We start from the raw sequence: 19275 nt of genomic DNA on the forward strand, positions 1-19275 counted from the left end.
GGCCTTATATAGCAAGGCTTGCGTCAATTGCATGGCATTATATATCAGTTTTAAATGTCCGGTATAGGTAATATATGCATGCAGTATATACACCAACTAATACACTGCACATATTCTGTACAGATACCAAGTTTATACATACCTGGTACAGTACATGCCTGTTGATACAAGCATGTACTCATCAACAGAGTCAGGCAATGGGTGGCGTACACCCATTGAGAGCATATCAATTGATAGTGCGTGTATATCCTGAAGGAAATTAAATGCATGTGCTATCTAGAGTCGTATCCTAGCAATATCCAAGACTACTAGGGACTGGTGTTAACAGTGCCTGACTTAGTGAGTAACATAAACCTAGCTACTACCCTGAGCCAAGTGCTCAGGGAGTACTAGCCTGGTTAATAACACATTGGAGCAATGAACGTGTTGAATAACATTAAATTGAATTTATCAGAGCTATCTAAATTGATGACACTAAGTGAAGCCAATTATGGCTCCATTGATCGTCGCTGTTTATTTCGTAGCCTGGATGTCATTTACGATATGCTTATTCGATATCCACGTGTCTATGCGTTACGTATAGACCTGCGTTTTGCTATCGAAAGCCCACCTGACGATCCTGATACGCTGCTCTGCCAACAGCGTTCAGATCCAAGAGCGATTACCCGTTTTTTTGAATCACTTAAAGAACAACTCCGAGCGGACCACATACGCAATAACCGGCGAGGTGAACCTGAGCTGCCAGCCTATATCTGGTGCCGGGAACGGGATACCTCAGTCCACAGTCATTACCACGTCGTATTGCTCTTTAACAAAGACGTATATGCCTTTTTAGGCAATTATCAACGTAGTGATGCTGACAACATGGGTGTCAGGCTTCAGAAGGCTTGGTGTAGTGCATTAGCGCTCCCTTACCGTGATTACACACACTTGGTCGAATTTCCTGAAAATCACAACTGCTGGTTTACGAGAGATGATGCAATCTTAAGGAGAAGCGACTATTTAGGATTTTTATTTCGTATTGCGTATCTGAGCAAGCAGGAAGGCAAGATAAGTGATGACTACCGGAACTTCGGTACTAGCCAAGTCCGCTCATTGGGGCATTAACTGTGTAAACCCATTATGTTGTTCACAGTGAACGAGTATCTTGGATGATGGAGATATAAAACTGCTACCAGATGATTACTCGATTCCTGGCAATGGGGTATCAGAAGATATTGTTAATGTCTTAATGGGGGGGGCATGCAACAGTTTGTGAGCGAGATGGCTAAGATGCGATAACATAATATCGCAGAATTTAAAGAAACACTGTCTAGGTTGTGTATTGCTTCGGAAAGGCTGCTAGCGTTCACCAGAGGCCCTATACACGCGTCAAAGGGCAAGTTGATACATGAGGGAGATAATTAACAGGATGTGCTATATGAGTATTACAAGCGATTTAATAGGCATAGCCAATGGCTGTATAACGAGAGTAGCTATGCGAAGGTGGCTCTCTCTCAATTTTAATATCAAAGGTATTGTTAAATCCTGTTCTATTGATGGTGATAGAAATCACAGACAGCAGTTGCTTTAAATAGGAACATTAATGTAATCTTTATTGTAGTTGTTTTTGTATCATTGCGAACACAACGAGCTACCATCGGTCATCCGTTCGTTCTGGTTAAACATGTACACTCCCTGTATTACGGTTATTTATAGCACCTGACAGGTATCCCCTTATCGAGAGAGATTTTAATCATGAGTGAATTTCTTAAAGTATCGTTAAATGTGCGCAGTCTGCGAGCAGCACTGCGTGAGCTGTCCCTAGAGCAAGTCAAAGAAGCTCATGAGAAAATCGAGCTGATTTATCTGGAGAGATTGGAGCTGGCAGAAAAAGAACAAGCCGCCCAAGCTGAGCATCAGCAAAAGCTGGCCGAATTCCAAGCGATGTTGGCCCAAGCTGGTATCGACCCCACTGAGTTGGTAGGCAGTGCCCCAGCAGCAGCGACTGCGGCTAAAGCTAAAAGAGCACCTCGTCCCCCAAAATACCGTTATGTTGAAAATGGTGTAGAGAAAACCTGGACCGGTCAAGGCCGTACCCCCAAGTTCCTGGCTGAGCAGCTCGAGCAAGGTCACCTGTTGGATGAATTCCTTATCTAACTAAATAGACAAGGCCATGCCCTTACGGTGTGGCCTTTCTGTTAACCGGCTCAGTGACCCAAATCATGACAGCCCTCATAGCTACGAACTTGTTCTGTCGCATGACTGAGGTTAGCTCTAATGAGGCCTTGTTGCCCAAATAAGCCAGCAAGTCCTGGCTTTCCCAGCACCAGGTTACCGCTACACTCGGGGCTGCCTGACAGGTAGGTCCAAGGTATTCAGTTTGTTTATGGCACTGACATACGCCATGACTTCTCCCACTTGGCCATTGTAGTTACGCAGACTGATTCTCCCCGCCAGCAACTGCTTGAACCGATACATCGCCGTTTCCGCCAGCGAGCGACGGTGATACCCCGATATCTTCTTCCAGTGCGCCAGCCCTTCCTTGCGCATCACCAGCACAGCCTCATTTCTTGGATGTCCTTTTTCCCATAGCCCAGCGTTCTTGCGAGGCGGGATACAGGCTGTCGCCCCTTTGCGCGAGATTAGCTGATGGCTGGCTTTGCTGTCATAGGCGCCATCCGCATAAACACGTCCCAGCTTGCGCCGCAGTGGGTTGAGCAAGGTCGGCAACACCTCGGCATCATGGACATTTTCCAGCGAGACTTCCGCCGCCACGATATCGTGGGTCACCGGGTCTACCGCCAGATGCAACTTGCGCCACACTCGCCGCTTCTCGGCGCCGTGTTTTCTGACCTTCCACTCGCCTTCACCAAATACCTTCAGGCCCGTCGAATCGATAACCAAGTCAGTGATGCGCCCCTTAGAGGGCTGTCGATAAGCCACCGCCACCGTGCGTGCTCGCTTGCTGACACAGCTGTAATCGGGGGCACAAAGCGGTACGTTCATCAACTCGAACAGGGAGTCGAGTAGTCCCTGGGTGGCCCGCAGAGTGAGGTTGAAAATCCCCTTGAGCATCAGGAAGGTGCAGATGGTCTGGTCAGTGTATAGTTGGCTGCGGCCCCGCCGCCCATGATGGCCGTGGTGAAACCAGTTGTTCATGGCCTCGGCATCAACCCAGAAGGTGAGTGAACCACGGTTAATCAAAGATTTGTTGTATGTAGGCCAGTTGGTGATGGGGTGAAGCGACGTGCTCATGATGCAGACTTGAAGGAGATGGTGGTGATCAGATCACCAAGTCCTCAGTTAGTTCCATTCAAGCTGCATCGATTTGGGCAACAACGCCGTACAGCACCCAACCGGGGGCAGATGCAGACGCTATCAAGTGGCTTGAACGGTCCGCAGAGCTGGGTAACCGTGATGCCCAGTACCTGCTGGGTGAGCGATATGCGCAAGGTAAAGGGGTAGTCAAACGATCAGACCTCGCCCAGCGCTGGAACGACAAGGCTGCGGCTCAGCAGCAGCCGAATGCGTTACTACAGCAAGCCAAGCAGGCCGCTCCCACTAATGCGTTCACAGCCTATCAGAGAGCCGCTACAGCTGGCTCTGCCGAAGCCGAACTCTGGCTTGGCAAGGCTTATCTGGCTGGGGAGCAGATCCCCAAAGACCCCTCTCTAGGTCGTTACTGGCTGGAGCTGGCTGCAGGACACGGCTCCCATGAAGCAGAGTACCAACTGAGCTTGCAGCAGGTAGACCAGAAGCAGCAGGTCTATTGGTTAGAGAAGGCTGCTGACAGTGGCGTACCAAAGGCATTGTTCGAACTGGCGGAGCTACAGCATAAACAAGGTGAACTGGAGCAGGCCAGAGCCAGTTATGCCAAGGCAGCCCAACAAGGGCACATTCTCGCGCAGTACACCTACGGTGAAATGCTGCGTCTGGGACAAGGCGGCAAAGAAGATTACGCACTGGCCTTCAAGCAGTATCGCCTAGCGGCCCAGCAGGGTGACCGCCAAGCCCAATACCGAATGGGGACGCTACGAGAGGAAGGCTTGGGGGCCCCGCGCAATCGGGTGCATGCCTATGCCTGGTTGTCACTGGCCGCGATAGAAGGGATGCCTGAAGCCGTGCTGGCCCGTGATGAACTCGAGGCCACGATGACCAAACCAGAAGTAAAGCAGGCTCAGAAGCTGTCCGAGCACTGGTTTGACAAGATGTCATCAAGGGCCAAGAAAAGCTAAAAAAGCATAGAGGGAAGCTGCTATTTGGCCGCTTCCCTCTTATTCAGTTAGCAAATTACCAGCCACAGGCCAGTCCAGGTCTCCATCATAGGCCGCATGTGATCGCGATAGCACGAGCCCTTCTTACATTGCTTCAGCTTATCAGCCACTTCGTTGCAAGGGGAGGCTGGCCTATCGCAGCATTTCTTCCAGGCGGGTATGGTGGATAGTTTCCGATTTGAGGAGCAATGTTATCGAAGGACAGATTGTCAAGAATACCAAGTACTTACTTGAGACTTATTGATTTTCATAGACTATTCAGGCTGCTACAATGGGACAAGTTTGGATATTGAAAGTAAAGTACAGTTAGATCATGCATAACTCAAATACTTTTACTAAAAAGCATGATTTCCCTACCATGTCTCAATGAGGAATAACGATTGGAAGTAGAAATTTGGGATGGCGGTTTACAAGAGCAAGAAGTAGCTGCTATTGAAAAGATCAAGGCTGCATTTTCGGATACTGTTACTGTGCCTAAGGTTCCTCTTCGAGGGGGGTCTCTTCGAGATCAGTTGCAAAGTAATTATGGTATCAGCAACAACAGCATGTTCCCTTGGAAAGGCTATGCCGGATTTCGATTCGTTGATTCCAAGAGCCATGCTGGTGAGTTTGACTTGGTTATTGTAACCCACTGCAATGTGATTATTGTCGAGTTAAAAGATTGGAACTATCAATCGGTCACGGCAAAGGGAGATATCTGGTACAAAGGTACCAAAAACATGAAACGCTCCCCGGTGAGCACTACTCGGGTTAAGAAGCAAACATTAGATACCAAGTTATCTAGGCTAGCACACCGCTTTACCAATAAAGGATTTGTACCCCATGTGCATTTCTTTGTTGTAATGACAGGTAATGCTGATTTTAGCCAATTGCCTGAGGAGCAGTTACTTCATACAATATCGCTTGATGATTTTCTTAAGTTTGCTGATAAAAAAACCTTCAATGAACGATTTAGACCACACCCAAGCGCTCAAGTTCTGAACAAGGATTTTTTGCTTTTTGATGAGCTCTTTTTAGGAAATAACACGGCTCCAAAAGCTTTACTGGTTGATGGCTATGAGGCCAAAGACATCATCTTTGAACATCCCAAGATGATTTATAAAGAGTATATTGCTAGATCTGAAATATCGACCAATACAGAGGTTTTGCTTCGTATTTGGAAATTTAAGAATGTTGATGGTAACAAAGCGTTCACATCTGAAGGGCGTGCTGAGATTGTTTCACGTGAACGTGTTATTTTAGAGCGCATAAATCATCAGAATCGGGATCTATATAATCATTGCTTGCGATCACTTACAAGTTTCCAAAAAGATGAGGTGACAGCAGAGTACAGTGAGGTATATGAGCTACCTCCTGGTCATGTTCGGTTTAACGAGTTTATTGGAAAGTATGGAAAGGCATTCTCAGAGTTAGACCGTTTGAATGTCACTAAATTATTGCTCGCAAAGTTTGGTGATCTACATGAAATGAAAATTGCTCATAGAGATATCGCAGATCATAGTATTTGGATCTCACCCTCAAAAGAGGTTGCACTGTCAAACTTTATCTCGGCATATCATCAACCGATTGGTACTGTTGGAGATTATAGAAAGAGTCTTTCTGTCGGTGCTGTTGAAGTGCAAGATATGTTAGATGGAGTAAGTTTAACTCCTTATCAGCAGGATGTTCATGCCTTGGGGATTGTAGCTTGGCACTTATTAAGCGGCAAACGTATGTCCCCTAAAAGTTTGCAAACAATACAAGACGAAATGCTTAATAGCGAGGCATGGTATTCAAATGCCTTGCTTAATGCTGTTACTGCAAAGTTTAATTCAGCAGCAGATTTCTTTGATGCTCTGAAACAAGCTGAACCAATAGGCGAGACTATCCCAACGTTTGATGATACTGAGCTTGATCCCTACCGCCATTCTATCAACCATTCCCGTCAATATCGGGAGGACGATGATTTTCTCGTAGAGACGACGGAAAAAGAAGTTTATATATCCGGTGGAAGACTAGTAAAAGCTTGGTTGAATGTCGGCGGGCAAGATAACGACTCTGTAGCTAATTTCCAAGTTCTTAAATTTCTTAAGCAATTAGATAAGTTATCATCGGTTAAACCGACGTATCTACCAGAAATCCGTGAGTTTGGTATTGCTTCTAAGTCATCAAGTTTGTATATGGTTACAGACTTGGTTAATGGAGAAACCTGGGATAACGCTATTATTGCTGACGACGAAAAAATTGATTTAATTGGTAAGTTTATTGCGGCAGTTGAGCATTTACACAGTCTTGGTGTTTCTCACGGAGATATCCACCCAGGCAATGTTATGCTAGAAACCCAATGTCGCTCCATTTATCTAATAGATATCCCTGACTTTTCTCTCTCCGGAGACGAACCCAAGAATCACAGCTACAGTCCTGAATATATCGACAGTTGCTCTTCTTTTGAACGTGACAACTTTGCTGTGATGAAAATGTCCTGTGAGTTATTAGGCTTGCCTTGGGGCCATGAGTCTGAAAATTATCCTGCCGTGGCAAGAGCGATTATTGCTGAACTAGAAGATTATCAATTTGGGTTTAAGGATTTGGGGCGCTTTAAAAAGGCGATTGATAGAGGCGATGTATTGCCAGAGCAAACCCTGATTGAGATCACAGCAGGACATGCCGATGAAGTTATCACTATCTTACCTGATAATGGTCATCTTTATGTCAAAGTGGAACCCAGTCATAAAGAATTACATGAAGTGAAGGTAACCTTCACTGGGATCGGTGGTAGCTTTTCTGCGATGTACTGCAAACAACAACAAGCTTTAATTGTTGGCTTTAAGCCAAGGCCGCGATCATCGATTCGGAAACAGGATATTGATGAAAGTCAGTTTGAAATTAGTACAGGCATAAGGATTATCCCAGGTCGCCCGCACGAGATGTCTTCTTTGACGTACATACTCAATGAAGATGAAGCATTCTCACGAGCGATTGAACTAGCCATAGCACCTGAGGTAAATCAAGATAAAAATTTACTCACTCTTCAACTGAAAGAAGCTTTTGCAAGGCTAGATAAGCAAGCTGAGCAACCAATTTCAGCAAAGACATTTGAAATTCAGACAGAGAAACTTTGGCGGGCAATTTTAGATACGGAGACTGAGTCGTATCCAAATATTGAGGTCAGTGGTGAAATTATTCCTGTTGCTGACGCTCATGGAGAACTTCTAATCCCGTATTCTGCAGATATAGATCCACTTGGCGGATTCAGCAGTAGTGATGAAGTCGAGGCGTTATTGGTGGATCAGGACGGTATCGAACGGTTTATTGGTGAAGTGTCGCTTAAGATGTCTGCTCTTAAGGAAATTAGGCTGATTAAAACTCGGGCTGATGCATACAAGTTAACAGACTCTGATATTGTCTATTTCCGTTCCAAGAAAGATCGTTCGTCGTATCACAAGCGCAAAAGAGCATTAGAGCGATTGCTTGATCGTGAAGCAGTAATGCCCGACTTGATAGACCTCTTCGATCCATCTTGCGAAGTCGCAGCCCAAAATTACGGTATCTCGTTAAGTGATAATGATTTTGCGAGATATGATCGTGAAGACCAGTACGGAAATAAGATTAGCTTGAATGAACAGCAAAGAGAAGCGTTTGCTAAACTAGTTAATAATGGCCCCCTTTCCTTACTACAAGGCCCCCCAGGGACAGGTAAAACCGAGTTTATCGCTGCTTTTGTGCATTATTTGGTAGAGAAGCAGAATACTAAACGTATCTTGTTGGTTAGTCAGTCTCATGAAGCAGTTAATACAGCCGCTGAACGGATTCGGAAGCACTGCGCTCGTCTTAATACAGATCTAGAAGTCGTAAGGTTTAGTAACCGCGAAGGCGCTGTATCTCAAGGGCTGAAAGATGTCTACTCGAACGCAATCACAACGGAGAAGCGTGAATTGTTCAGCGCTGAAAGTAAGTATCGTGTAGAGGCCTTGAGTGAAGCAATTGGTTTGGATCCAGAGTTTATATCTAGTATTGTGCAGGCAGAGCTTAAGCTTTTCAAAAAAATTGACCATCTTGAGACATTGCTTTATCAAGTGAATGACCTGAGAGACGAGAGTGATATTAAGGTTCTGAAGGAAATTTCAGTAGAGCTTGATATTTCAATACGCTCAAAGTTAAGTTATGAGTATGATGTTAATTTGGATGCCGATGCTAATATATCGGAAGCAAAAGAAATTCTGATATATAAATTGTGTCGGGAGTATGGTGTTAGGCCCGATGAGGCACGCCGAGTAAAAGCATTAGCTAAGATATCACGAGATATGCTGGATGCTTTGTCGGGAGAGCGGGTTAACGTTGACGAATTCTATGCACGTTCGAGACAGTTAGTAGCAGGAACATGTGTCGGTATTGGACAAGGCCATATTGGCATTCAGGACAATATATACGATTGGGTGATTATCGATGAGGCTGCACGCTCAATTGCGAGTGAATTAGCTATTGCTATGCAGTCAGCGAGACGTATTCTGCTAGTTGGAGACCATTTGCAACTTCCTCCATTGTACTCCGATGCACATAAAGCCGCTTTGGCAAGAAAATTGGGTATCAATAGTTCGCGCACTGAGATCGATGAGCTATTACGAAGTGACTTTGCTCGAGCATTCAACTCTACCTATGGTAAGCAAGCAAGTGCAGCATTGCTTACTCAATATCGTATGGCCCCCCCTATTGGGAGTCTTGTATCGGAGACCTTCTATGAAGGTAAGCTTCGAAATGGTGTGCGAACAATTCCAGATGTCTATCAGCACGCGCCACCTGCTTTGCACAGTATTGTGACTTGGCTAGATACCTCTTCTCTGGGTCAGCGCGCACATCACTTGGAAGATCGTGGGACAAGTATCTACAACCGCAGTGAGGCAGATCAGATTATTTCTGTACTTAAACAGGTGTCAGAAAATATAGATTTCGTTGCGAAGTTATCGAATCTTACCAGCAAAGATGAACCCGCTATAGGTGTGATTTGTATGTATGCCGAACAAAAAAAATTATTGCGCCAGAAGTTCAACCAGGAAATCTGGAGTGACGGATTCAAAGATATTGTAAAAATTGACACAGTAGATAGCTATCAAGGTAAAGAAAACAGGATTATCATTTTGTCCTTAACTCGTTCTGATAAAAAGCATAGCCCTGGTTTTTTACGAGCCCCAAATAGAATAAACGTTGCGATGTCTCGAGCGATGGATCGTTTGTTGATTGTTGGCAATGCGGATATTTGGAAAGGAAATAATAAAGAGTTGCCATTAGGATCTGTTGTTCGTTATATGACCGAGTCTGGTGAAAAAGCTGGGTATAAATTTATCTCCGCTGAGCAAGGTGGGAAAAGAAAATGATATCAGAAAATAAGGTAACTTATCATGAGGTCGATTTTTTGCTGCCTGCGCAGAGATTTAACATTCAATTCTCATATGTCTCTAAGAAGGGGCTTCCATTTATAAGAGAATTTGTGCTGAGGCTTGTTCATGTGGCATCAATGAGTAAGTCACAAATTTCAAAATATTTTGGACTTAGCCGTCGTGAGACAGAAGAGGCTATATCTGATTTAGTTCAACGTGGTGAGTTGACTCTTTCAGATGACGGTCGTTTAACATTGACAGATAAGTCAAATGGTTATTTTTCAGAAATTGGTGAAATACCACAGCTTTCTACTGTACAAGATAGTGGAGCTACGTTGTCATTTGATTTGGCTACATTTAGTTGTTTCAGTAATCAGAATATCCAAGAGAAGTGGAATGCCGGAATATCTCTGAAAATCGTTGACAGCAACGTTTCTCAAAGTGAAAGGTTAGTAGAAAAACATTTTCAGCATCAGTTTACCCAAATTCTGGATAAAGGATATCTATCTCATTTACTGACTCAAGATGGGAAAGAACGTCCCTCTGTTTATACCGTAAACTCTGTCAACAAACTGCGACAATTTCCATTGCGTTTGACGACCTATTTTAAAATGGATACTGATGGAAAGGCTGTCGAACGTGAAGACTATGAACAGTTGAATAGTTCGGAGTGTATTCATGAACTAATGGCTTTAGAGCTATCTCGGATATCTATGGTCAACAACTCCATGAGTATCTTCAAGTCCATGGTTTCCCTGAATGATGAAGATACACTTAAATTATTTGACTCAAAAACAAATCTATTCAATCCAAAGTATATAGAAGATATCCAGGTATTAGAGGCTCATACAACATCTGAGAGGTTGACTTTTCTTGGTCCAATATACTTAAAAAACAACTGGGAAAAGCTACAAAAGATTCTAAATCCTGTGCTCAGTAAGCGAATTAAAGAAAAATCAGATACCAGTAATAGTCGATTTACCTGGATTGCTCCTTCAGACCCATATTGGGCGAAGAGCGCTCGTTTTATTTCTAGTTTAAGTGACTTCATCCACAGATCTAGTACGAAAGAGAAGAGGCTTTATAAGCCTGTGCTATACGTTCCAGTATGCGACCATCGGGATATAAAAGGAGCCAAACAGTGGGAGCGTGAACTTGGTCAGTTCTATAATGATGCGAAGGGCCTTGCTGAGGGATTCCTGGACGGCAATGTTGAGATCCTTCATCTTGAAGATGAATTTGGTGTTGTTATTTACCATTTTTCTCAACCAGAGACTTTACCAATAACTATGCCGATTGGCTATATTACAAAAAATAAAGAGTTGGTTAAGAAGATTGGGACCTTGGTTAATGATTATATTAGAGATATCTCTGCATTTGATAAACCAAATGACTGTGGTGCTATTTCTTCGTTAGCTAAAGGGGTTAATGCTTAGCGATTATTACTAAGGGGGCCTTAAGAAAATATCTAACTTAGGTCCCTTTCTCCATTGTGTCACTTGGTAAAACACGAGGTTTTAAATAGGAACCAAGCGTTCACTCCTGACTATCCGTTGCTTACCAGTTTAATTATTTGTTGGTTAATACGGAGATGAGCAACTACTCAAGTTATCGACAAAGCGATGAGGGGAGGCGTTGTTCTTTCTGACCGGTAATAATTTTTTACAGTTGGAATACAGTGGGGTAACTGTTCACCCAGATGGCATTGACAGGAAAAAGTGAGACGATCATCCCTTGATCCACTGTTGCCCCTTGCCTGATCCCGCCAGCTTGGCACCATCACGTCATGAGCAAACCCATTACGCCACCACCCGGCCTGCCGCTGACCCTCGAGCAAGCCAACGAGCTGATTTACAAGCTGATGGCGCGCATCGCCGAGCTTGAAGACCGCCTCAACCAAAACAGCAATAACTCCTCCAAGCCCCCCTCCACTGATGGCTCGGGGACCCCGCCTGCGCGCAAGCGCCCCGCTTCCGGCAAGGCTCGTGGTGCCCAGCCTGGCCACAAGGGGCAGCGGCGTGAACGTCATCCTGAGGACGACCGACTGACGGCAATACCACACTATCCTGCCCGGCAGTGCGCCTGCTGTGGTGAGCAGGTGGTGTCCCATGACAAGCCCTACCGGGTTCATCAGGTGTTTGACCTGCCCGAGGTCAGCTATGTGGTGACAGAGCATCAGCTGTATCGGGGCACCTGCCGTGGGTGCGTCACCACCAGTGAAGCAGCCCTGCCCGATACGGTGAGCCACAGCCAGATGGGGGCTAATCTGCTGAGCTATATCGCTTTGCAGAGTGGTCAGTTCCACCAGAGCATCAGCAAGATACAGCAGCAGCTCAAGCAGCACTTCGGTTTGAGCTTTAGCCGAGGCGCCATCAGTGAAGCGCAAGGCCGGGTCAGCGCCATGCTCACCCCGACCCACCAAGCCATCAAACAGCAAGTGCAGTCTGCCGCCATCATCCATGCCGATGAAACCCGGCACCAGCGGGGCGGTGAGCGACGCTGGATGTGGCTGGCCCTGAGCAAGGTCGCGGTCTGCTTCATGACGGCGTTTGGCCGCGGTCAGGAGGCAGCGAAGCGGTTGCTGGGCAGTGAGCTTGATGGGGTGCTGGTGACCGACCAGTATGCGGGATACCGCTTCATCGACAGCGCCCAGCGCCAACTGTGCTGGGCGCATGTGCTGCGCAACGTGGCGGCGATTGCCGAGAGTAGCGACGCCGTCAACCAGCCTATCGGAGCCCGGCTGGTACTGCTGGCTGACACGGTGTTCAGAACCCGGCATGGCTATGAACAAGGCTGCTTAAGCCGGGAGCAGTACCAGCGAAGGTTGCAGCGATGTCGGCAAAGCTGGCGAAGGCAGCTGGAGCGGGGCAGTGTACTGTGTTCCAAGCGCTACCGTGGGCGCTGCCAGTTACTGCTCAAGGACGATGAGATGCTATGGCGTTTTATGGAAAACGACGAGATAGCGCTGACCAACAATGAAGCGGAGCGGGCGCTGCGTGGCTATGTGCTGTGGCGCAAGGGAAGCTATGGCGTCTGGTCGCATCGAGGCGAGCAGTTCAGGCAGCGTATCCTATCGTTGGTGGAGACGGCCAAGCGATTGGGCCGCTGCCCGCAGGAGTGGCTGAGGGCAGTTGTCAGGTCCTGCATCGAGAAAACCGACTACCCGTTCCCGGAGGAGTTGGTGCTGTCAACACCGTCCCGGTGAACGGTTACGGGGCCGAGAAGGCACCCGAGCTTGAGCTGGCACAGCTGACCCAGCGCTACGTGGGCTGGTTCCGCGGCACCGTCAACGGCGGCATGCAGATGGCCGAATGGGTCGGTGACTCCGGCGAGAACGTCATCGAGGGTGCCGGCAGCGACACCGACGAAGATGGCGTCCCGCAAGTGACCGCCGCTGGTGGCAAGCACGGCACCGCCATGGTGATGGCCACCAAGGCGCTGATCACCGAAAAATAATCAGCCACTCGCTGAATAGAAAAAGGGAGCCATATCGGCTCCCTTTTTAGTTGTGACGTCTGACGTTGGCAATGGTGTCACCCCAGCTTGGCCAGCATCGGCTTGGTCACCAGCACGATGCCCTGCTCGGAGCGGTAGAAGCGGCGGCTATCCTCGTCTGCATTCTCCCCCACCACCAGGCCGTCTGGCAGCTTGCACCCCTTGTCCACCACCACCCGGCGCAAGCGGCAACCAGCCCCGATCTCGACCCCGGGGAAGATCACCGCCTGATCCAGGGTACAGAAGGAGTGCACCCGCACGTTGGTGAACAACACCGAGTTGAGCACGAAGGAGCCGCTCACGATGGAGCCCCCCGCGAACATGGAGTTGATGGTCATGCCGTGCTGCCCGTTTCTGTCCTGCACGAACTTGGCCGGGGGCGACATGTTCTGGCTGGTCCAGATGGGCCAGTTCTCGTCATAGATGTCGAGCTCGGGCACCACGGAGGCAAGGTCCATGTTCGCCTCCCAGAACGAATCCAGGGTCCCCACGTCACGCCAGTAGGGTTTTTGCCCCTCCTTGGCCCCGACACAGGACATGTTGAACGGGTGGGCAAAGGCCTTGCCCTCCCCCACGATGCGCGGGATCACGTCCATGCCGAAGTCGTGCTTGGACTCCAGGTTGTGGATGTCCTCCTCCAGCAGCTGATAGAGATATTCCGCCTCGAAGATGTAGATCCCCATGGAAGCCAGGGAGACCTGGTCATTGCCCGGCATGGCGGGCGGGTTGGCCGGTTTCTCGACGAAGGCGCGGATTTTGCGCTGCTCGTCGATGTCCATCACCCCGAAGGCGGACGCCTCCGCACGCGGCACCTCGATGCAGGCCACCGTCACCTTGGCGCCGAGGCGCACGTGATCGAGCAGCATAGCGGCATAGTCCATCTTGTAGATGTGATCCCCCGCCAGCACCACTATGTATTTGGGGCCGTAGTCGCGAATGATGTCGACGTTCTGGTAGATGGCATCGGCGGTGCCGCGATACCAGTGCACCTCGTCCACCCGTTGCTGGGCAGGCAGCAGATCGATGAACTCGTTCATCTGATAGCGCAGGAAGGACCAGCCCGATTGCAGGTGGCGCAGCAGGCTGTGGGACTTGTACTGGGTGACCACACCCACCCGGCGAATGCCGGAGTTGATGCAGTTGGAGAGCACGAAATCGATGATGCGGAACTTGCCGCCGAAATGGACGGCGGGCTTGGCGCGGTTGTCGGTCAACTGCTTCAGGCGACTACCACGTCCCCCTGCGAGCACCAAGGCCATACTCTGATTCAATAGTTGCCGTGCTTTGGCTGTGTCTACGGGTTCTTGCAACATATTTACCTCTGCTCTGTTGGGGCTGTTTTCAACCCATCTTCGCTTTTTTCACAAACTATGAAAGTGTTTTCACTCACATTTAGTTGCTTTCCGCCGGTCCTTTTCACGGAGTTGCGTGAGTACTCATGCTTTGTGCCGGCGGCTTGGTTAGAATTTCGTAACTGTTCACCCAGATGGCATTGACAGGAAAAAGTGAGACGATCATCCCTTGATCCACTGTTGCCCCTTGCCTGATCCCGCCAGCTTGGCACCATCACGTCATGAGCAAACCCATTACGCCACCACCCGGCCTGCCGCTGACCCTCGAGCAAGCCAACGAGCTGATTTACAAGCTGATGGCGCGCATCGCCGAGCTTGAAGACCGCCTCAACCAAAACAGCAATAACTCCTCCAAGCCCCCCTCCACTGATGGCTCGGGGACCCCGCCTGCGCGCAAGCGCCCCGCTTCCGGCAAGGCTCGTGGTGCCCAGCCTGGCCACAAGGGGCAGCGGCGTGAACGTCATCCTGAGGACGACCGACTGACGGCAATACCACACTATCCTGCCCGGCAGTGCGCCTGCTGTGGTGAGCAGGTGGTGTCCCATGACAAGCCCTACCGGGTTCATCAGGTGTTTGACCTGCCCGAGGTCAGCTATGTGGTGACAGAGCATCAGCTGTATCGGGGCACCTGCCGTGGGTGCGTCACCACCAGTGAAGCAGCCCTGCCCGATACGGTGAGCCACAGCCAGATGGGGGCTAATCTGCTGAGCTATATCGCTTTGCAGAGTGGTCAGTTCCACCAGAGCATCAGCAAGATACAGCAGCAGCTCAAGCAGCACTTCGGTTTGAGCTTTAGCCGAGGCGCCATCAGTGAAGCGCAAGGCCGGGTCAGCGCCATGCTCACCCCGACCCACCAAGCCATCAAACAGCAAGTGCAGTCTGCCGCCATCATCCATGCCGATGAAACCCGGCACCAGCGGGGCGGTGAGCGACGCTGGATGTGGCTGGCCCTGAGCAAGGTCGCGGTCTGCTTCATGACGGCGTTTGGCCGCGGTCAGGAGGCAGCGAAGCGGTTGCTGGGCAGTGAGCTTGATGGGGTGCTGGTGACCGACCAGTATGCGGGATACCGCTTCATCGACAGCGCCCAGCGCCAACTGTGCTGGGCGCATGTGCTGCGCAACGTGGCGGCGATTGCCGAGAGTAGCGACGCCGTCAACCAGCCTATCGGAGCCCGGCTGGTACTGCTGGCTGACACGGTGTTCAGAACCCGGCATGGCTATGAACAAGGCTGCTTAAGCCGGGAGCAGTACCAGCGAAGGTTGCAGCGATGTCGGCAAAGCTGGCGAAGGCAGCTGGAGCGGGGCAGTGTACTGTGTTCCAAGCGCTACCGTGGGCGCTGCCAGTTACTGCTCAAGGACGATGAGATGCTATGGCGTTTTATGGAAAACGACGAGATAGCGCTGACCAACAATGAAGCGGAGCGGGCGCTGCGTGGCTATGTGCTGTGGCGCAAGGGAAGCTATGGCGTCTGGTCGCATCGAGGCGAGCAGTTCAGGCAGCGTATCCTATCGTTGGTGGAGACGACCAAGCGATTGGGCCGCTGCCCGCAGGAGTGGCTGAGGGCAGTTGTCAGGTCCTGCATCGAGAAAACCGACTACCCGTTCCCGGAGGAGTTGGTGCTGTCAACACCGTCCCGGTGAACGGTTACTACAGTGGGTTCATCATCGCGGTAAAAATGAAGCGGCCTATTCGGCCGATTCATTTTTTTATTCAGTTGTTTGGCAACCGGAAATAAATGCAGCCCATGCATCCATCATGGGCCGCCGCTGGTCCAGCAAGTCGGTGCGATGGTACGCTGCCTCTACCTTGTTTTGTACTGTGTGGGCTAACGCTCGTTCAGCAAGATCCCGCGCATAACCCTGCTCGCTGCACCAGTCGCGAAAGCTGGAACGAAAGCCATGTGCCGTTGCCAGACGGCCAGGAGTAGAGCTTGGCGCTTTTACCCGTCGCAAAAATGTCGTTAGTACCATATCTGATAGGGGGACTTGATCGCGTGGAGAAGGGAAGACCAATTCATCATGCAACCCCTGTAATCCCATCAGGATCTCAACAGCTCGAAGAGATAACGGGACGCGATGCATTTGTTTGGCCTTCATTCGTTCTGCTGGCAAGGTCCAGATCTTTGCTTCCAGATCTACCTCTGACCATTTCATCGCTCGGACTTCACCTGAGCGGCAAGCGGTCAGGATCAAGAACTCCAGCATTAAGCGAGTAACATCGTAACGTTGTATTGTCCTCAGATGCTGCTGAACAAAGGCTGGAATATCACGCCAGGGCATCGCTGGCTGATGCTCTGTACGAACGGCTTTACTGGGTTGCAGCGGGAGCAAGTGATTTACCACATCGACCGGATTTGCTTGGCAGTGACCATGCGCCCAGGCCCAAGCCATGACCGCATGCAGCCGTTGTTTCACACGGCTGGCAGTTTCAGGGATCTCCAACCAGATCGGCATTAAGACCTCAGCGATCTGTGCAGGGGTGATGGCAGAGATTGAGTACTGGCCAATCATGGGGAATGCATACTGCTCGAGCGTCGAGATCCACTGTTTGCCGTGTTTGGGGTTTTTCCATCCAGGCAGCAGTTTGGAGTGAACTTCTCGAGCCGCAGCCTCAAAAGTTGGGATAGAGGGTTTGCTCTCTTCTGCACGTTTGAGTTCGAGTGGGTCAAGGCCATTGGCGAGTTGCTCTCGCATCTTCTGTCCTTGCTTGGTGGCATCGGCGATTGATATCTCTGGGTAAGAACCAAGCCCCGCATTTCTGCGTTTGCCGGTCACTGGGCTGACATAACGAAGCACCCAGTTGCCACGGCCTTTCGCTGTTGATGGATGAAGTGCAAGGCCTGTTACGCCACCATGTGCAATAGCTTTGTCATCTGGCTTGAGATTACGTGCTTTAGTATCGGTAAGAAGTGCCATAGGGAAGATTCCTTGAGAATGTGGCATGCCATGGACTATGCCATCCATTGTGCCATTTAGTACGGGATAGAGTCATTTTTAGTTGGACCACACTGGACTAATTTATTTGTAAGATGTTGATTTTATATGGGTTTGTTGGATGTGGCTGGCTTTGGCTGGACTTGATTCAGGCGGTCTCCCTCACCGCCAAATTGAGTGTGAATCAACCCCATGAATTTCATGGGGTTTTTTCGTTTCTGGAGGAGCGAAAAGGCCAGTGTCACTATGAGGTGTCACGATCATGCCGAGCTACCTGCTGAAAAACCGAAACGGAAACTACTATACCCGCATTCCGTTTCCCCAATCCCTCCGCCTGTTAGGCTGCCCCCTAGAGATCAGAGTCTCCCTGCTTACCAAGGATCGCAGTGAAGCCACGCTACGCAATCTGGTTGCAGCACATGGCATCAAGATAATGATGGGCAGATTACCCGCTCTCTTGAGGACTGACAGCCATCAGCCGACGACCCGTTTTCGAGACCTTATCGCGCCGGATCTGGCTCGCTTACGCCAACAACTGCTTTCCTCTGCTAACGGGCTTATTCAGTCGTCCCCACTTCCTTATAGTCAGCCCGATGACGTGTCAGCAGCATCCTGCTGCGACTCTCCAATGAGGGCATCGCAGTTACAGCCGTCTCTTGAGCCGATGCAGCACCTTGATCCGGTTACAGTGCCCAAGGCAATGGGCCAGTTGCAGGCTGAGTTTCTGGAGCGCAAATCGAATGAAAAAATCTCATCACGTTCGCTCCAGCAGCTCCAGACTCGTACAACAGCACTTATCAACGCTGTGGGTGGTGGCTTCTTCGTACAGGCTTTGAAATTCAGGCATGTAGATCAGTTTGTTCAGGAGCTGGCGACCAGTAAGGGACTGAAGACTGTGCGTGAATACAAGGCGGCCTGTACCCAGATGCTGAATTTTGCTGTGCAGATGGAATATACGGCCAAAAATCCATTTGATCAGGTCAAAATAAAATGTGCGCAGCCTACCCCACGACAGCGCTGGGAGCCCACCCAGCTCAGGGCATTGTTCAGCTCGGTAAACTTCACCCAGCACGCTTACAGCAACGTCGATGACTATTGGATACCCCTGGTACTACTACACACTGGCGCACGGCCTGCGGAGATCTGTCAGCTACGTGTCAGTGATGTGATGACCCAGGATAATATCGCTTGCCTCAACATTACCGACGAGGGAGAGGCGCAGTCGATCAAAAACGGCAACAGCAGGCGACTCGTACCCATCCACAGCAGGTTGATTGCGCTGGGATTCCTGCATTATGTCGAATTACGACGTAGGCAGGGCCATGTGCAGCTATTCAGTTGTACGGCTACAGGGGAGTTTGGCGAATGGACCAAAAATTTCGAGTGTCGCTTCTCCCGCTACCTGGGGAAACTGGGATTTGTGGCGGGGCAACGACCTACCGCCTATGGGTTCCGTCACACCGTTATTGATGAGCTGCAACAGCGTGATACACCCGAACATGCGGTCGCAGACCTGGCAGGACATAGCAAAATTGGTTTTACCTATCGCCATTATGGAAAAAAATCCACAGTGCAGCGTTTGCAGGCTGTAGTAGAACAATTAGATTTTTCTGATGCGCTTAAATTTGTTCTCCCTCACCGTCCAGAATAAGATTATCAAATAATATAAATAATTTCATCTGGACTATTTATATTGTTTTTTCTGGTGATGAATGACGCACATTAGGAATATCTAATAACCTGTCTTAAATTCCACTGAAATATTAGTAAAAATGGATATTGACAAGCCTGAAAAAATGTGATTTTGCATGTTGGCATGTCGTTTTGATGCGGTTAGTCTCACCGCAAATGACATGAGGATGGAGTTAATGGCGTATAGAAAAAA

General features: G+C 49.3%; 10 protein-coding genes and 2 pseudogenes. 9 read left to right on the forward strand and 3 right to left on the reverse strand.

Annotated elements, in window-relative coordinates; translation table 11 throughout:
• The first annotated feature begins 423 nt into the window (after positions 1-423).
• Together ACTG19_RS00105 and ACTG19_RS00110 are read left to right on the forward strand one after the other, a co-directional pair.
• Positions 424-1107: an inovirus Gp2 family protein gene (locus ACTG19_RS00105; protein WP_227094740.1), complete on the forward strand. Its 684-nt coding sequence runs from the start codon at positions 424-426 to the stop codon at positions 1105-1107.
• 630 nt (positions 1108-1737) lie between these two features.
• A complete protein-coding gene (locus ACTG19_RS00110) occupies positions 1738-2139 on the forward strand; it encodes an H-NS family histone-like protein (RefSeq protein WP_227094741.1) in 402 nt (133 codons plus the stop codon).
• Between the two features lie 180 nt (positions 2140-2319).
• Here the strand turns inward: ACTG19_RS00110 and ACTG19_RS00115 are convergent, their stop codons facing one another.
• Complete coding sequence (locus ACTG19_RS00115; protein WP_043852269.1) at positions 2320-3237, reverse strand: IS5-like element ISAs13 family transposase; 918 nt, start codon at positions 3235-3237, stop codon at positions 2320-2322.
• A gap of 89 nt (positions 3238-3326) precedes the next feature.
• Here ACTG19_RS00115 and ACTG19_RS00120 point away from each other — a divergent pair.
• From ACTG19_RS00120 to ACTG19_RS00140, 5 genes and pseudogenes are all read left to right on the forward strand, one after another.
• A pseudogene (locus ACTG19_RS00120) lies at positions 3327-4217 on the forward strand (SEL1-like repeat protein); the annotation flags it as partial.
• Between the two features lie 419 nt (positions 4218-4636).
• On the forward strand, positions 4637-9607 hold the full coding sequence (locus ACTG19_RS00125) for an AAA domain-containing protein (RefSeq protein ID WP_043852268.1): 4971 nt from the start codon (positions 4637-4639) through the stop codon (positions 9605-9607).
• The gene (locus ACTG19_RS00130) at positions 9604-11046 is read left to right on the forward strand and encodes a hypothetical protein (protein WP_082044197.1); all 1443 of its coding nucleotides are present in this window, start codon (positions 9604-9606) and stop codon (positions 11044-11046) included. Before ACTG19_RS00125 ends, ACTG19_RS00130 begins: the two co-directional genes overlap by 4 nt.
• Positions 11047-11396: 350 nt before the next feature.
• Positions 11397-12815, forward strand: coding sequence for an IS66-like element ISAs21 family transposase (locus tag ACTG19_RS00135; protein WP_004576012.1), 1419 nt, complete (start codon positions 11397-11399; stop codon positions 12813-12815).
• Between the two features lie 8 nt (positions 12816-12823).
• A pseudogene (locus ACTG19_RS00140) lies at positions 12824-13066 on the forward strand (hypothetical protein); the annotation flags it as partial.
• 77 nt (positions 13067-13143) lie between these two features.
• Here the strand turns inward: ACTG19_RS00140 and glgC are convergent.
• Positions 13144-14418, reverse strand: coding sequence for a glucose-1-phosphate adenylyltransferase (glgC, locus tag ACTG19_RS00145; RefSeq protein ID WP_043852307.1), 1275 nt, complete (start codon positions 14416-14418; stop codon positions 13144-13146).
• A gap of 260 nt (positions 14419-14678) precedes the next feature.
• On the opposite strand from glgC, the gene ACTG19_RS00150 reads away from it, so the two are divergent.
• Complete coding sequence (locus ACTG19_RS00150) at positions 14679-16097, forward strand: IS66-like element ISAs21 family transposase (RefSeq protein ID WP_393923077.1); 1419 nt, start codon at positions 14679-14681, stop codon at positions 16095-16097.
• 66 nt (positions 16098-16163) lie between these two features.
• Here the strand turns inward: ACTG19_RS00150 and ACTG19_RS00155 are convergent, their stop codons facing one another.
• Positions 16164-17372, reverse strand: a complete 1209-nt coding sequence (locus ACTG19_RS00155) for a tyrosine-type recombinase/integrase (RefSeq protein ID WP_043851088.1) — start codon at positions 17370-17372, stop codon at positions 16164-16166.
• Positions 17373-17652: 280 nt separating this feature from the next.
• Here ACTG19_RS00155 and ACTG19_RS00160 point away from each other — a divergent pair, with 280 nt between their 5' ends.
• Complete coding sequence (locus ACTG19_RS00160) at positions 17653-19041, forward strand: site-specific integrase (RefSeq protein WP_102948322.1); 1389 nt, start codon at positions 17653-17655, stop codon at positions 19039-19041.
• Positions 19042-19275: the final 234 nt, after the last annotated feature.

The organism is Aeromonas sp. 3P, from assembly GCF_051919745.1.
Lineage (GTDB): Bacteria > Pseudomonadota > Gammaproteobacteria > Enterobacterales > Aeromonadaceae > Aeromonas > Aeromonas veronii.

Excerpts from the sequence above, each read along its gene's own strand:
- ACTG19_RS00160 (WP_102948322.1), top strand. The coding sequence starts at position 17,653 with ATGCCGAGCTACCTGCTGAAAAACCGAAACGGAAACTACTATACCCGC.
- ACTG19_RS00150 (WP_393923077.1), top strand. The coding sequence starts at position 14,679 with ATGAGCAAACCCATTACGCCACCACCCGGCCTGCCGCTGACCCTCGAG.
- ACTG19_RS00130 (WP_082044197.1), top strand. The coding sequence starts at position 9,604 with ATGATATCAGAAAATAAGGTAACTTATCATGAGGTCGATTTTTTGCTG.
- glgC (WP_043852307.1), bottom strand. The coding sequence starts at position 14,418 with ATGTTGCAAGAACCCGTAGACACAGCCAAAGCACGGCAACTATTGAAT.
- ACTG19_RS00110 (WP_227094741.1), top strand. The coding sequence starts at position 1,738 with ATGAGTGAATTTCTTAAAGTATCGTTAAATGTGCGCAGTCTGCGAGCA.
- ACTG19_RS00115 (WP_043852269.1), bottom strand. The coding sequence starts at position 3,237 with ATGAGCACGTCGCTTCACCCCATCACCAACTGGCCTACATACAACAAA.
- ACTG19_RS00135 (WP_004576012.1), top strand. The coding sequence starts at position 11,397 with ATGAGCAAACCCATTACGCCACCACCCGGCCTGCCGCTGACCCTCGAG.
- ACTG19_RS00155 (WP_043851088.1), bottom strand. The coding sequence starts at position 17,372 with ATGGCACTTCTTACCGATACTAAAGCACGTAATCTCAAGCCAGATGAC.